Annotated in this window: 15 protein-coding genes and 1 rRNA gene; 8 read left to right on the top strand and 8 right to left on the bottom strand. The window is 43.8% G+C overall.

The genetic code is table 11. The features are described 5' to 3' along the window. From L1D21_RS16330 to nrfE, 5 genes are all read right to left on the bottom strand, one after another. Positions 1–360 (bottom strand): 16S ribosomal RNA (locus L1D21_RS16330); the annotation flags it as partial. A gap of 928 nt (positions 361–1,288) precedes the next feature. Then, positions 1,289–1,864 (bottom strand): TlpA disulfide reductase family protein, encoded by a 576-nt coding sequence (locus L1D21_RS16325; RefSeq protein ID WP_239846316.1) that lies wholly within the window; start codon positions 1,862–1,864, stop codon positions 1,289–1,291. Then, positions 1,861–2,340: a heme lyase NrfEFG subunit NrfF gene (nrfF, locus tag L1D21_RS16320; RefSeq protein ID WP_239846315.1), complete on the bottom strand. Its 480-nt coding sequence runs from the start codon at positions 2,338–2,340 to the stop codon at positions 1,861–1,863. The genes L1D21_RS16325 and nrfF overlap by 4 nt, the downstream gene beginning before the upstream one ends. Then, positions 2,340–2,897: a DsbE family thiol:disulfide interchange protein gene (locus L1D21_RS16315; protein ID WP_239846314.1), complete on the bottom strand. Its 558-nt coding sequence runs from the start codon at positions 2,895–2,897 to the stop codon at positions 2,340–2,342. Before L1D21_RS16315 ends, nrfF begins: the two co-directional genes overlap by 1 nt. Before the next feature lie 17 nt (positions 2,898–2,914). Then, positions 2,915–4,888: a heme lyase NrfEFG subunit NrfE gene (nrfE, locus tag L1D21_RS16310; RefSeq protein ID WP_239846313.1), complete on the bottom strand. Its 1,974-nt coding sequence runs from the start codon at positions 4,886–4,888 to the stop codon at positions 2,915–2,917. Between the two features lie 405 nt (positions 4,889–5,293). On the opposite strand from nrfE, the gene ccmI reads away from it, so the two are divergent. Then, positions 5,294–6,538 (top strand): c-type cytochrome biogenesis protein CcmI, encoded by a 1,245-nt coding sequence (gene ccmI, locus L1D21_RS16305; RefSeq protein WP_239846312.1) that lies wholly within the window; start codon positions 5,294–5,296, stop codon positions 6,536–6,538. A gap of 139 nt (positions 6,539–6,677) precedes the next feature. Here the strand turns inward: ccmI and L1D21_RS16300 are convergent, their stop codons facing one another. Next, a complete protein-coding gene (locus L1D21_RS16300; protein ID WP_239846311.1) occupies positions 6,678–6,971 on the bottom strand; it encodes a c-type cytochrome in 294 nt (97 codons plus the stop codon). A gap of 339 nt (positions 6,972–7,310) precedes the next feature. Between L1D21_RS16300 and ccmA the strand changes: the two genes are divergently transcribed. Genes ccmA through ccmE form a run of 5 tightly spaced genes read left to right on the top strand, consistent with a single transcriptional unit; the run spans position 7,311 to position 10,088 of the window. After that, a complete protein-coding gene (gene ccmA / locus L1D21_RS16295) occupies positions 7,311–7,961 on the top strand; it encodes a cytochrome c biogenesis heme-transporting ATPase CcmA (RefSeq protein WP_239846310.1) in 651 nt (216 codons plus the stop codon). 10 nt (positions 7,962–7,971) lie between these two features. Continuing rightward, entirely contained in the window at positions 7,972–8,658 is a 687-nt protein-coding gene (gene ccmB / locus L1D21_RS16290) for a heme exporter protein CcmB (protein ID WP_239846309.1), read from the top strand. 1 nt (position 8,659) lies between these two features. Continuing rightward, positions 8,660–9,406: a heme ABC transporter permease CcmC gene (ccmC, locus tag L1D21_RS16285; RefSeq protein ID WP_239846308.1), complete on the top strand. Its 747-nt coding sequence runs from the start codon at positions 8,660–8,662 to the stop codon at positions 9,404–9,406. Then, positions 9,406–9,606: a heme exporter protein CcmD gene (gene ccmD, locus L1D21_RS16280; RefSeq protein WP_239846307.1), complete on the top strand. Its 201-nt coding sequence runs from the start codon at positions 9,406–9,408 to the stop codon at positions 9,604–9,606. Before ccmC ends, ccmD begins: the two co-directional genes overlap by 1 nt. Then, complete coding sequence (gene ccmE, locus L1D21_RS16275) at positions 9,603–10,088, top strand: cytochrome c maturation protein CcmE (RefSeq protein WP_239846306.1); 486 nt, start codon at positions 9,603–9,605, stop codon at positions 10,086–10,088. Before ccmD ends, ccmE begins: the two co-directional genes overlap by 4 nt. Before the next feature lie 78 nt (positions 10,089–10,166). Here ccmE and L1D21_RS16270 read toward each other — a convergent pair whose 3' ends face one another. Continuing rightward, positions 10,167–11,426 (bottom strand): Y-family DNA polymerase, encoded by a 1,260-nt coding sequence (locus L1D21_RS16270; RefSeq protein WP_239846305.1) that lies wholly within the window; start codon positions 11,424–11,426, stop codon positions 10,167–10,169. Beyond that, positions 11,426–11,839, bottom strand: coding sequence for a translesion error-prone DNA polymerase V autoproteolytic subunit (umuD, locus tag L1D21_RS16265; protein WP_239846304.1), 414 nt, complete (start codon positions 11,837–11,839; stop codon positions 11,426–11,428). The genes L1D21_RS16270 and umuD overlap by 1 nt, the downstream gene beginning before the upstream one ends. Before the next feature lie 376 nt (positions 11,840–12,215). Between umuD and ompR the strand changes: the two genes are divergently transcribed. Together ompR and envZ are read left to right on the top strand one after the other, a co-directional pair. Continuing rightward, complete coding sequence (gene ompR, locus L1D21_RS16260) at positions 12,216–12,941, top strand: two-component system response regulator OmpR (RefSeq protein ID WP_239846303.1); 726 nt, start codon at positions 12,216–12,218, stop codon at positions 12,939–12,941. A gap of 36 nt (positions 12,942–12,977) precedes the next feature. Beyond that, positions 12,978–14,288, top strand: coding sequence for a two-component system sensor histidine kinase EnvZ (gene envZ / locus L1D21_RS16255; RefSeq protein ID WP_239846302.1), 1,311 nt, complete (start codon positions 12,978–12,980; stop codon positions 14,286–14,288). Positions 14,289–14,312: the final 24 nt, after the last annotated feature.

Genomic DNA, 14,312 nt, shown 5'->3' with positions numbered 1-14,312 from the left:
CCACTGCTGCCTCCCGTAGGAGTCTGGGCCGTGTCTCAGTCCCAGTGTGGCTGATCATCCTCTCAGAACAGCTAGGGATCGTCGCCTTGGTGAGCCATTACCTCACCAACTAGCTAATCCCACCTAGGTACATCCAATCGCAGAAGGCCMRAAGGTCCCCTCTTTTCCCCCGTAGGGCGTATGCGGTATTAGCAGTCGTTTCCAACTGTTATCCCCCTCGACTGGGCAGTTCCCTAGGCATTACTCACCCGTCCGCCGCTCGTCAGCAAAGTAGCAAGCTACTTCCTGTTACCGCTCGACTTGCATGTGTTAGGCCTGCCGCCAGCGTTCAATCTGAGCCATGATCAAACTCTTCAATTAAAGTTTTNCGACTGGGCAGTTCCCTAGGCATTACTCACCCGTCCGCCGCTCGTCAGCAAAGTAGCAAGCTACTTCCTGTTACCGCTCGACTTGCATGTGTTAGGCCTGCCGCCAGCGTTCAATCTGAGCCATGATCAAACTCTTCAATTAAAGTTTTGTGCTCCAAACCCCGTTAAGAGTTTAGAACGGCTCAATGAATTCTGATTCGTTTTAAAGACTCGGAAGAATCTTAAAAACGTTTGTACATATTGCTATGGACATTCACTATCTCTAGTTAACTATTGCTAGTTACAGAAAAGCATTGAGAAATAAATCGTTTTCGATTAACTCAATACCTGTGAGTGTCCACACAGATTTCTTGNTCGGAAGAATCTTAAAAACGTTTGTACATATTGCTATGGACATTCACTATCTCTAGTTAACTATTGCTAGTTACAGAAAAGCATTGAGAAATAAATCGTTTTCGATTAACTCAATACCTGTGAGTGTCCACACAGATTTCTTGTTTTATCTTGTTAAAGAGCATTGGCATCTATTTTTGATACCGCCGTTAGCGCTAGGCTGCCGGCTTAGGGATGCGTATTCTACACTTCCCGACTTAGTCGTCAAGGCTTAATTTCTAGATTATTTTCAAGTGGCGATTTATTAACCAGGCACTCAAGTTACTCTCTAAAAACTTGCTTACTTGACGTTATCCTTATTGGGATAAAGCTAAGTCACTAACAGGCTGTGCCGTGTCAGTGGATGCGCATTATAGGGAGTTATTGCCAGGGTGCAAGCAGTTTTAAATAAAAAAAGATCGCATGCCGATCTTTTCAGCAAATACGATCTTTTGTGAATACTAATTACTCTAAATGAGTGTTTTTAGAGCAATTTAATGTCTAAGTAATCTATAAAGCTGTTTAACTAAACTCTATTAGGCTAAAAACTATTTATCTAAAAAAGAGTTGATCAGTTCAACGGCTTTAGCATCATCCCAATCGACAAAAGTTCTTACGAAGGCAATGAGCTCACCTTGCTTATTTAAGATAAAGGTTGCTGGAATCGTGTCTAATGGGAACACTGCGCCTAGCGCCTGTTCTTGATCATAATAAGTTTCAAAGCTTCCCATCTCTAACGACTGCAAAAATGGCTCAACTTGCTGTTTACCATTTTGATCGATCGAAATGGGTAACACAGTAAACTTAGCAGGATCGAATTTACCTTTAAAACGATCTAATGCTGGTAATTCTCTAACACAGGGCGGACACCAAGTCGCCCACATGTTGATCATCACTACCTTGCCGCGATACTGGCTAAAATCAATCTCTTTACCCGCTGCATCTTTAAAGCTGACCAATTCAATAGGAAATGGTTTAGGTAATATATTGATTAACTCAACACTCGATTGGATCTCACCTTGTGCTTTTTTTTGCATGCCGGGATAAGCCTGCACCTCATTGGGTAGCAAGCTTATCGATGACAATAAACAGGCACATAATATAGATAAGCCTAACTTACTCATTTACCATCTCGCTTGAGTAACTTATCGAGTTCAGCTTGATCTTCTTGGCTTAGCTCTTCTTCAACTGCATCCGCAATGCGTTGTTTACGGACAAAGATAAAGCCAATTAATAAACCGAACAGTAATAAACCAATAGGACCTAACCAAAGTAAAACCGTTTTACCTTCCATACGAGGCTTATACAGTACAAACTCACCGTAACGGCTAGTCATGAACTCGATAATCTCTGCATCGCCCTTACCGGCATCAACCATCTGATACACCTCAAGACGTAAATCTTGTGCAACAGGAGAGTTCGAGTCGATTAAGTTCTGGTTCTGACACTGCGGACAACGCAACGAGTGCGCTAACTCCAGCGCTCGCTTTTGGTTATCTACATTTTTAAACTCATAAGTATCAACTGGAGTTGCAACGGCTGAGCCCAGCATAGCCAAAGATAAAAACACCGCAGTGATAACACCCAAAAATGCTTTCATTAAGATGCCCCCTCCGCTTTAGCCTGGGCTTGTAATTCTTGAATCATTGGATAAAGGGTTTCATTCCAAACCCTCATATCGATTGGGCCGGCATAACGAAAACGAATAATGCCATTATGATCAACCAGGAAGCTTTCCGGTGCACCATATACACCGAGATCCAAACCTAAACGTCCATCATGATCATAAATATTCTTGGTATAAGGGTCACCTTCACGTGATAACTCACGAATAGCAGCCGGTCGATCATCACGATAGTTAATACCATAAATAGGCAAAATATCTTGTCTGGCTAAACGCATCAAATAAGGATGCTCATACTTACAAGATGGACACCAAGTTGCCCAAACATTCAATAATGACACCTTACCTTTTAGCGTCTCGTTAGTGATGATCTCACCACGATCTTCAAGCTTTTCCAGTTGGAAAGCCGGGATCGGCTTTCCTTCTAATGCTGAATCTAATTTCTGTGGGTTAAGGAATAAACCTTTATATAGGAATACCCCCATCGCCAAAAACAATACCAACGGAATAAATAGTACTAACCTGTTTTTCATACTTGCCCCAATTCAAGTTATGCCGTTGCTAAATCTTCTTTAGCTTTTTCTGCTGCAGTTTGTTTCGCTTTCTCTTTACGATAACGTTTATCTGATGCAGCAAAGAAACCACCGACCATCATAAAGATGCTACCGAACCATAACCAACGAACAAACGGCTTATAGTTCAGACGTACAGCAAACTCGGTACGACTGATTGGATCACCCATGGTGATATATAAATCACGGAATAGACCCCAGTCGATACCCGCTTCAGTCATATCCATAGTACGTACATTATATTGACGACGATCGGGTCTTAGTAAAGTAACGAACTCACCATCTTTGGTTACTTCAACCTGACCTTGCTGGGCCGTATAGTTAGGACCCACCACATTCTTAGTTTCAATATAGTGGAACTCGTAACCCGCCAACTCTTGAGTGATGCCAGGGCCCATTCTTACACTCTTCTCTATAGAGTAATTAGACACCATAGTGGCACCAACAACAGACACAGCGATACCCAAGTGAGCGATGATCATACCTAGTTGACTACGGCCAAGCTTCATCAGGCTAATGCCATCTTTACCATTAATAATGTCGTAGCCAGCACGTAATGTTGCTAAAACAATCCAGGTTGCGGCGCCAATACCTAGGGTTACCCAGATATTAAAGTTACCATCGGCAATAAATGGTGCCGCAATACCGACCACACTGGCAATCAGCGCTGGCACCAGTAGTTTGCTCTTTAACTCACCCGCTTTAGCACGCTTCCAACGAATACTTGGACCGATACCCATAAACATAAACAGTACCAGAACAATCGGAACAAATACCGCGTTGAAGTATGGAGGGCCTACAGAGATCTTACCCATGTTAAGTGCGTCGATAAGCAGGGGATAAAGAGTACCTAGTAGTACCGTACCGCACGCCACCGTCAGCAGAATATTACCAATCAACAACATGGTTTCTTTTGACATCAATTCAAAACGAGCAGGACTCTTCATATCACTGGCGCGGAATGCAAACAGTGTCAACGAGCCACCAATCGCTAAGCCGAGTAACAATAGAATAAACATGCCTCGACTTGGATCCGCTGCAAATGAGTGAACCGAAGTTAATACACCCGAACGAACAATAAAGGTACCCAACAAGCTTAATGAGAAAGCGAAGATGGAAAGCAGTACCGTCCAGTTACGGAATGCGGCACGCTTCTCGGTTACGATAACCGAGTGCAATAATGCAGTACCAATCAACCATGGCATGAACGAAGCATTCTCAACTGGATCCCAGAACCACCAGCCGCCCCAGCCTAATTCATAATATGCCCACCATGAACCTAGCGAAATACCACCAGTGAGGAAAATCCAGGCAGCCAATGTCCAAGGACGACTCCAACGAGCCCAAGCTGAATCTAAACGACCACCCATTAAGGCTGAAATCGCAAATGCAAAACTAACGGAGAAACCAACATAACCCAGATATAGCATCGGAGGATGGAAGATTAAGCCCACATCTTGCAGCATTGGGTTAAGGTCGCGTCCTTCCATTGGAATAGGGAATAAACGCTCGAAAGGACTAGAGGTCAATAGCATAAATAAGCTAAAGCCAATCACGATCATCGCCAGAACTGACAACACCCTCGCGGTAAACACTTCTTCTAAACCTTTACTAAACAAGGCTACCGCTGCGGTCCATACTGACAGCGCGAATACCCAGAATAGCAATGACCCTTCATGTCCACCCCAAACGGCAGCAATCTTAAAGAAGATAGGAAGCTGAGAGTTTGAATGATGTGCTACATAAGCAACTGAGAAATCATCGACGGCAAAACAGTAACCTAACACGATGACAGAAAGAGAAATAAAGAAGAACATGCCATAGCTTAACGGCCAAGCATATCGTACGAGATATTGATCTTTACGAGCAACACCGATTAAAGGCACGCTGGCTAACAGGAAGGCAAAAGCCAAGCCTATTATCAACGAAAAGTGTCCTAATTCAGGGATCATGGGGTTTCCTCAGTCCTATATAAGAATCAGCTAAGCTATAGCTTGTTCTGATTCGCAAGAGTTTGCAACACATTACTCTGGGTACAAATTTGGGTTCATTTTAGTATTTGCTATTGTATCTGTCTGCTTCTTTAGCACAAGAATGGGTCATCAGTCTCATTCTTGCCGTTCCGCGATAGCGGTTACAATTGTTAAAACAGACAGATTTTTATGTCTGACTCTCGTTTGAAATTTAAGTTTCCAACAATTTACGAAATAGAATCGAACTGTGAACCAGTGCAAAACTATCACCTTTTAAAAGCGGTTAGGCCTTATATTACTGTTCAATGAATAATCTTTCCGTATAATCTTATGTCTAATCGCGCGGCATCCCCGCATTCTTGTAACTAATGTGAAAAAGAAATAATGACCACTCTCTGGATTTTTATTGCGCTTTTTGTGTTAGTCAGCCTAGTGCTGATTTGGCTTCCTCATTTTCGTCAGCAAAAGATGCTGCAAGCGGAAGAAGCTGGTGTTCGTAAAGCGACGAACTTAGAGCTATTTAACAACCGACTCGCGACATTAGAAAAAGAACTCGAAGAAGAACTCTTAGATCAAAGTGAGTTCGATTCTTTAAAAAAAGAACTTGAAATCAGTTTGCTGCAAGATATGAAGCAAGGTGAAGACGAGTCTTTAGTGAACAAAGTCAAACCTAAAGGCATGCTATGGCCATCACTCATGTCTGTGGTGATCATTGGTTTATCTGGCTACCTATATAGTCATTTAGGTGCATACGAGAACCTCGATAAAGCCGTTCCTGATAACCCTCATGCGGGAATGGACGCCAGCCAAATTATGGCGCAACGTATTGGCATGATGGAAGCACAACTAAAATCTGAACCAGAAAACAGCCAACTGCTATTTAGCTTAGGACATGCTTATATAAACGCAAACCGTTTCGATGATGCGGTTAAGTCCTTCGATAAAGCGATGGAACTTGTCGGAACCCATGCGGAGCTATTAGGCCCGAAAGCGACTGCGCTTTATTACAAAGCCAATCAGCGTATGACCCCCCAAGTTAAAGCTATCGTCGATCAAGCTCTGGCACTAGACCCTGAAGATCCGTCAACGCTACTCCTTGTAGGTATGGATGCTTTCTTCACCGCAAACTATCAAGACGCTATCAATGCTTGGCAAACTATCTTGGATAGCAGCCGTAGTGATGTCGATCGCAGCGCCATTATCAATGCTATTGATAGTGCGAAGATGAGAATGAATACCGCTTCAGGCGAAATGCCACAAGATGCAACTCATCAACAGGCGATGACAGCTAAAACCGTTACCGTTGATGTGTCTATTGCACCTGAATTGGCTGAGCAAGTGAATGGTTCAGATATGCTGTTTATCTTTGCTCGCAATACCGAAGGCCCTAAAGTGCCATTGGCTGCGACTAAGGTTTCTGCAAAATCACTGCCTGTTACTATCACCCTTGATGACAGTACCAACATGGGCGGCAACGCTAAGTTAAGTGATGCCAAGAATGTAGAAGTGATAGCGGTACTTTCTAAGCATGGCTCAGTGAAGGCTCAGCCTGGTGATATTCAAGGCCGCATCGAGGCGGTAAAAGTGGGTTCAACTGCGAAACTGGTGCTTGATACTCAAGTCCAATAAATCCTATTGAACTTAACTGAAAAAGCCGACTTGAATGTCGGCTTTTTTGTGGTTGTACTTTTTATCACTGAATGCGCTATCCACTATATTTTAGGTATAAAAAAACCGGCGCTTAGCCGGTTCTTTTATCAATGACAGATTACTTCGACATGAACTCGATAGCTTTCTGGTAATCTTCATCAGAACAATCTGTACACATACCACCTGGAGGCATAGCATTTAGACCAGACTTAACAGAACCAACTAGAGTGTCCATACCCTTAGCTAGACGAGGCTCCCATGCCGCTGCATCGTGAGCTTTAGGTGCACCTGCAACGCCCATGCTATGACATACATGGCATGCCTTGTTGTAGATCGCTTCACCTTCTTGCGCAAACACGTTTGCAGATAGGGTCAATGCAGCCGCGGCTGACAATGCTAACAGTTTTTTCATCTTAAATATTCCTAATGCAATATTAACAAAGCTCTGTGCCGCCCTGACATATTTTATGGGCAGACTTGTTTTATGTAGCGGCCATAGAATACAACAAACTTCAATAAATCTCATCTTTTTGTGATAAATATCAGAATTTACATTTTCATCATAAACACATCTCTCACTTTAACTGTTACATTAGCAAAAGATTAAAAAGTTCAGTTCAATGAACAAAAGGTTCCACTTTTTGGATGCATATCAAATTGCTGACACTAAAAAGTATCAGAGACTAAACCCCTTAAAGGGGATTATGTTAGTATCGCTAAAGTAGATAAATGGCTTGAGATAGAGGGTTCAGTGGTAGAAGAAAAAACGGCAACAACACTGGTATCGGCCGATAACTTAACCTGTATTCGCGAAGAGCGGATCCTGTTTGATGAGTTAAGTTTCCATATCCAAGCGGGTGAAATCGTCCAAATTGAAGGACCTAACGGCGCAGGCAAAACCAGTTTACTACGTATCCTAGCAGGCTTATCCCGCCCTTACGCTGGCGAGACTCTTTATAAAGGTGAAGATATCACCCGCTGCCGCGACGAATATAATGACGACCTGTTATACCTTGGCCATCTTGCCGGAGTTAAGAGCGAGTTAACCGCCGAAGAAAATCTTAACTTTAATTTAAAGATAAGCGGGTATGATGATTTCGAAACCAATGACATATTAGCCAAGGTTAATCTTTCTGGATTCGAAGAAGCGCTAGCGGGTCACCTTTCAGCAGGACAGCACCGACGCACAGCATTAGCCAGACTCTGGCATACCAACTGTAAAGTCTGGTTACTAGACGAACCCTTTACTGCAATTGATAAGAAAGGCGTGGAAGAGTTGGAACACCTATTTTTACAACATGCCCAAAATGGCGGTTGTGTCATTATGACGACTCACCAAGATATGAGCATCATAGGTGATGACATCTTACGAAAAATTCGCCTCGATTATCGCTTCGTATAAGGTGCAGTAAATGAATAAAGGCATAAGTTTTACCCAAGCATTTTTCACCTTATTAAAGCGCGATCTACAAATTGCGATTAGACATAAAGGCGATATCTTTAATCCACTACTGTTTTTTATTTTGGTGGTCACCCTATTTCCATTAGGCATTGGGCCTGAGCCACAAGTGCTCTCACGTGTTGCCCCAGGGATCATCTGGGTTGCTGCGTTGTTAGCTTCGATGCTCTCTTTGGAACGCCTATTTAAAGCTGATTTTGTCGACGGTAGCCTCGAACAGATGCTGTTAAGTCCGCAGCCATTACCACTAATGGTACTAGCTAAAGTACTAGCTCATTGGCTATTAACCGGTGTACCTTTAATTTTAGTGGCTCCTTTATTAGCAGTATTGCTGCATCTTGAATCAAACAGCTACGGTGCACTGATAGCAACCTTGGCACTTGGCACTCCGGTTCTGAGCTTGCTCGGCGCCATCGGTGTGGCATTAACGGTAGGATTACGTAAAGGTGGGGTGTTACTCAGCTTACTCATTTTACCGCTATATATTCCGGTATTGATTTTCGCCACCAGCGCAATCGATGCCGCAGGACTAAATTTACCCTACAGCGGCCATCTTGCGATTATTGGTGCGATGCTGGTCGGTTCGTTAATTTTAGCGCCTTTCGCAATTGGCGCTTCATTAAGAGTGAGTACTAACTAATATGTGGAAATGGCTACATTCATACGCAGATCCTCAACGAGCTTATAAACTCGCTGGTACACTTCTGCCTTGGTTCTCGGCATTGGCTATCGGCTTTATCGGTGTAGGATCGATCTGGGGTTTATTATTCGCACCCGTTGATTACCAACAGGGTGATAGTTACCGCATCATTTTCATCCACGTGCCAGCAGCGTCGATGTCGATGGCAGCCTATATGGCCATGGCAACGTCAGCATTTATTGGTTTGGTATGGCAGATAAAATCAGCAGACTGGGCCGCGGCGGCAATCGCTCCCATTGGTGCCGTCATTACCTTTATCGCTCTAATCACGGGTTCTGCATGGGGTAAACCTATGTGGGGAACTTGGTGGGTATGGGATGCTCGACTCACTTCTGAACTGGTATTGCTGTTCCTTTACTTAGGTGTGATCTCGCTTTATGCCTCATTTGAAGACAAAGTACTTGCAGCTCGTGCAGCAGGCATCTTAGCAATTGTGGGTGTCATTAATATTCCAATCATCAAGTATTCAGTGGAATGGTGGAACTCTCTGCATCAACCAGCCACCATTAAGATCACCGAAAAATCTTCAATGGCGCCAGAGATGTTATACCCGCTATTAATCAACATTTTTGGTTTCGGCCTCATGATAGGTGCTATTACCTTAGTTCGATTTAGAGCCGAAATTCTTGCCCGTAACGGCATGCGTCCTTGGGTAAGGGAACTCGCTAAAGCTGAAGGAGTCAAATAATGCAGTTCGATTCATTAGCAGATTTTTTTAACATGGGTGGCTATGCTTTTTATGTATGGCTATCTTATGGAATAACGGCCTTCTCGTTGGCTACTTTGATTTTTATCAGTGCTCGCCAAAAACGTAAAATCTTGACCGAAATCGCCAAGAAGATGCAACGTGAAGATCGCCTCAAAGCAAACCGGAGTAATCAACAGTGAACGCCAGACGTAAGAAAAGACTTGCCCTTGCTACCGCTTTAATCGGTGGTGTGGCCGCAATCGCATCATTACTATTATATGCGTTAAATTCGAACCTCAACCTGTTCTATACGCCAACAGAAATTGTTCAGGGTAAAAAAGACACAGGTGTTAAACCTGAAGTCGGCCAACGCATTCGTGTCGGTGGTATGGTTACGGTTGGCTCGATGATCCGCGATCCAAATAGCCTACATGTAGAATTTGCCGTGCATGACTCTCTTGGCGGTGAAATCGTCGTTACCTATGATGACTTACTTCCAGATCTATTCCGTGAAGGCCAAGGTATCGTAGCTCAAGGTGTACTCATCGAGAATGGTAAACTAGAAGCCACCGAAGTATTGGCAAAGCATGATGAAAACTACATGCCACCAGAAGTTGCCGAAGCCATGGGTCAAACTCATGAAAAGCTTGATTATGCTGAAGGCCAGAAGTCGGGTTACTAAGCTAAATTAAGCAAACATAAAAAGGTCTCTAATGAGGCCTTTTTTATTAACTACAACACCAATAACCGCTAACTCAGTTTAAACACAGTTAATCTTAGGCAAGCATCGCCAGCGAGTCGTGTATTGCGGGCTCAGCATATCTCGACGCATAGCCCACTTTTGCTCAATACCTTGCGCAGCAAGAAACAACGTATCACGGCCATAGCGGCCATTAATTCCGTCGAGAGCTTGCATCAACTGTGGATTCCCTTGAGGAACATCAAACAAATCAAACTGCTGATAAGACTCGCTCGCTAAATCGAGTAATCCGACTCCTATCTTGTAGTAACGAACCCCAGGTTTAAATAACTTTGGGGCGGCTGCACTAACGGCTCGGGTCAATTCGGCGGTGCAATTAGTTGGGCAAGGAAATTCCACTATGGTTTTATAGTTTACAGGCAGAGCATCATGGGGAGAGTTATTAGCAAATAATATCATAGACTTACAATGAGACCGCTGCTGTCTGGCTTTCGCGGCAACAATGGCAGCGTGTTTACTCAAGGCTTGCACGAGATCTTGATAACAGGTTATACGCTCACCGACACTGCGAGTAGAAAAAATCTGCTGCTGATCGGCTCGGACCTGATCCCACTCTTTACACACGACGCCATTAAGCTCGCGCACCGTACGCTCGATCTCAATACTGAATTGTTTACGCGCTAAACCCAAAGGCATACATGCTAGCTCATAAGCACTAAAAATTTGCATCTGCTCTAAGCGCTTACTAATACGACGGCCGATCCCCCATACGTCACCGACTTTCATCAACTTTAAAATCACCACACGTTTGGCGTCATTATCAATAACACATACACCTTGATAGCCGGGTAATTTCTTTGCCGCATAATTAGCGGCCTTTGCTAGGGTTAATGTCGTTCCAATCCCGACACACACAGGTATACGTGTCTCCTTCCACACCGTTCGGCGAATTAATTGAGCCTGAGTCATTAAACATGGGATCGCAGGAAAGCTATTTTTAAATGATAAGAAACTCTCATCGATGGAATAGATATGTTGTTCTGGCGCAAAACGGCCAACAATACTCATCATCTTGGCAGACAGATCCGCATAGAGTTCGTAATTTGATGAACAAACATTGACGCCACGCTGAGCACATAAATGTTTAACTTGAAAAAAGGGTACAAACTTTTGGACTCCGGCCTCACGAGCCTGGCGATTAGCCGCAACTACGCAGCCATCATTATTACTTAATACAATAAGCGGCTTACCACGCCAGTCGGGACGAAATACCTGCTCAGCACTGCAATAAAAAGAATTAGCATCGACGAGGGCAAACATCAATTATCCACTTGCAGCAATATCGGACTCTGCCGATGACAGCGAATAGAACGCGTGACTACCCCCTCTATACTAAACAAGTCGTAATCATGGATAATCACCGGCTGATATTGATAGTTAGATGACAGAAGTAAACGCCGGTGCGTATCGATAATTTTGCAAACAAACTCACCATTGAAATTAGCCACGATAACGTCACCATTGCGAGCGGATTCATGGCGATCGACAATCAGTAAATCACCATCAAATATCCCCGTATCTTGCATAGAGTCACCTTGAGCGACACCAATAAAGGTGGCACTAGGGTGCTCAATGAGCAACTCATCTAAATTTAAGCCTAGTTGACGATACTCTGCAGCAGGGCTTTCAAAACCTGTAATTCCAGCTTGTGCAGCGAATGGGATAACACGCATAACATCACACCAAATACTGTTTGTATATACAGTTATTTTAGCGTGACCGCTTTAAGGTGCAAGTTAATTTAGTGCCTGCCGTTGCCTACGTCATTAAATTAACGCCAACAGCAAATTCATCAGGGTAATTTATGCCAGTTCAATTTGGTTACAATTTCACATAACCTCGGTAAGTAAGCTAAAATTTATTTAATTTCAAAGCATTAAACTTATATAAATCAAATATGTAAATTTAACGCTATATAGACACAACAATTGTCGCTAGGCATTTAAATAGCAAAACGGCTATATTAGGCATGCGCTTGAGATTAATATGAATATCAGCAAGTTGTGTTGCTAAATCTAGTCACACATTCTGAAATAAAGGATAAAAAGCATGGGACAAGAAACCTCTAAAATTCTCGTCGTCGATGATGATATGAGGCTAAGAGCCTTACTAGAGCGTTACCTGTTAGAACAAGGCTATCAGGTTAGAAGTGCCGCGAATGCTGAACAGATGGACAGATTGCTTGAACGAGAAAACTTTCATCTGATTGTACTCGACCTTATGTTACCTGGTGAAGATGGTTTATCGATTTGCCGCCGCTTACGCCAAAATGGTAACAGTATTCCTATCGTGATGCTGACGGCCAAAGGTGATGAAGTCGATCGCATCATCGGCCTTGAGCTCGGCGCCGATGACTATTTACCCAAGCCCTTTAACCCACGCGAATTATTGGCGCGTATCAAGGCAGTTATGCGCCGCCAAACTCCTGAGGTGCCCGGAGCGCCGACTCAACAAGAAGAAGAGATCAATTTTGGTGAGTTTACCCTTAACTTAGCCACCCGCGAAATGTATCACGGAGAGGAAGCTATCTCCCTGACCAGTGGTGAGTTTGCAGTATTAAAGGTGTTGGTAAGCCACCCAAGAGAACCACTATCTCGCGATAAGCTGATGAACCTGGCTAGAGGTCGTGATTACTCCGCATTAGAGCGTTCAATCGATGTGCAAGTCTCACGTTTACGTCGTTTAATTGAGAAGGATGCCGCTAACCCACGTTATATTCAGACAGTTTGGGGATTAGGTTATGTCTTCGTCCCCGACGGTGCAGCACGACGTTAATATGCTTGTCGACTCAACCAAATCGCTAACCACTGAATGAAGTGGCTTAAACGATTTTTACCACGTAGCGCATTTAGCCAAACAGTTCTGCTGATTGGCTCGCTACTACTGGTCAATCAGCTGGTGTCATATGTCTCTGTTGCAGTTTATTTTATCCAACCAACTTACCAACAGATTAATCAATTAATTGCTCGCCAAGTCAAACTGCTATTTGTCGATGGTGTCGATGTGGGCCGTGAACATTTAACTATGGTCGATGCCCTTAACGCCAAAGTTCGTGATGATGGTATGCATATCTATAACATCAAACAAGCACGAGAAGCAGGGGTCGATCGCGCCATACATTACAGCTTATTGTCGGCACAGATGTCGGAGCATTTAGGTGGTGAAGCCGAAGTACGCATATCCCAAGGCAAGGACTTTGAAATTTGGATCCGCCCACCCCAAGCTCCTTCTATTTGGATAAAAGTGCCACTAACGGGCTTTGGTGAATTTGGCCTATCGCCACTCACCCTCTATTTAATGGTGATTGGCGCGCTAAGTGTTCTCGGCGGTTGGTGGTTTGCTCGTAAGCAAAATAAACCGCTTAAAAGGTTACAGAAAGCGGCAATCGCGGTTTCCAGAGGCGACTATCCATCTCCCCTGCCTCCAAGCGGCTCAACTGAAATTATCGAGGTAACCAACGCTTTCAACCAGATGTCGCGCAGCATGCAACAGTTAGAGCAAGATAGAGCCTTATTGATGGCCGGTATCTCCCATGACTTACGTACCCCTCTCACCCGGATCCGACTAGCATCGGAAATGATGGTCGAAGAGGATGAATACTTAAGGGAAGGTATTAACCATGATATAGAAGATATGGACGCCATTATCAATCAGTTCATCGCTTATATCAGACAAGATCAAGAATCTAACCGGGAACTTGGCCAAATCAACGAACTGTTAGAGGCGGTAGCCAGTGCGGAGTCTAATCGTGATGGCGACATAATTCTCGATCTTAATAACTGCCCTATGGTGCCCATGCAATCAATAGCCATTAAACGCATCATTACCAATCTGGTCGAAAATGCCGCTCGTTATGGTAACGGCTGGACCAAACTCAGCTCTCATTTCAACGGTAAGCGAGTCGGTTTCAGCGTTGAGGACAATGGCCCCGGTATTCCATTAGATCAAATTCCCAAGCTATTTCAACCTTTCACTCAGGGAGATATCGCTCGTGGGAGTGTCGGCTCTGGATTAGGGCTAGCTATTATCAAACGTATTGTCGATCGCCATCAAGGCGAAGTGATATTAACCAATCGTCCTCAAGGTGGATTACACGCACAGGTGTGGCTACCACTAGAATAAGTTAGCGACCTATACATCACACGT

Origin of the sequence: Shewanella sp. Isolate11 (assembly GCF_022398315.1) — a bacterium.
Classification (GTDB): Bacteria; Pseudomonadota; Gammaproteobacteria; order Enterobacterales; family Shewanellaceae; genus Shewanella.
This window is presented reverse-complemented; position numbering and strand designations above follow the sequence as displayed.

Coding starts and splice junctions, on each gene's coding strand:
- L1D21_RS16325 (WP_239846316.1), bottom strand. CDS start 1,864: ATGAGTAAGTTAGGCTTATCTATATTATGTGCCTGTTTATTGTCATCG.
- nrfF (WP_239846315.1), bottom strand. CDS start 2,340: ATGAAAGCATTTTTGGGTGTTATCACTGCGGTGTTTTTATCTTTGGCT.
- L1D21_RS16315 (WP_239846314.1), bottom strand. CDS start 2,897: ATGAAAAACAGGTTAGTACTATTTATTCCGTTGGTATTGTTTTTGGCG.
- nrfE (WP_239846313.1), bottom strand. CDS start 4,888: ATGATCCCTGAATTAGGACACTTTTCGTTGATAATAGGCTTGGCTTTT.
- ccmI (WP_239846312.1), top strand. CDS start 5,294: ATGACCACTCTCTGGATTTTTATTGCGCTTTTTGTGTTAGTCAGCCTA.
- L1D21_RS16300 (WP_239846311.1), bottom strand. CDS start 6,971: ATGAAAAAACTGTTAGCATTGTCAGCCGCGGCTGCATTGACCCTATCT.
- ccmB (WP_239846309.1), top strand. CDS start 7,972: ATGAATAAAGGCATAAGTTTTACCCAAGCATTTTTCACCTTATTAAAG.
- ccmC (WP_239846308.1), top strand. CDS start 8,660: ATGTGGAAATGGCTACATTCATACGCAGATCCTCAACGAGCTTATAAA.
- ccmD (WP_239846307.1), top strand. CDS start 9,406: ATGCAGTTCGATTCATTAGCAGATTTTTTTAACATGGGTGGCTATGCT.
- L1D21_RS16270 (WP_239846305.1), bottom strand. CDS start 11,426: ATGTTTGCCCTCGTCGATGCTAATTCTTTTTATTGCAGTGCTGAGCAG.
- umuD (WP_239846304.1), bottom strand. CDS start 11,839: ATGCGTGTTATCCCATTCGCTGCACAAGCTGGAATTACAGGTTTTGAA.
- ompR (WP_239846303.1), top strand. CDS start 12,216: ATGGGACAAGAAACCTCTAAAATTCTCGTCGTCGATGATGATATGAGG.
- envZ (WP_239846302.1), top strand. CDS start 12,978: ATGAAGTGGCTTAAACGATTTTTACCACGTAGCGCATTTAGCCAAACA.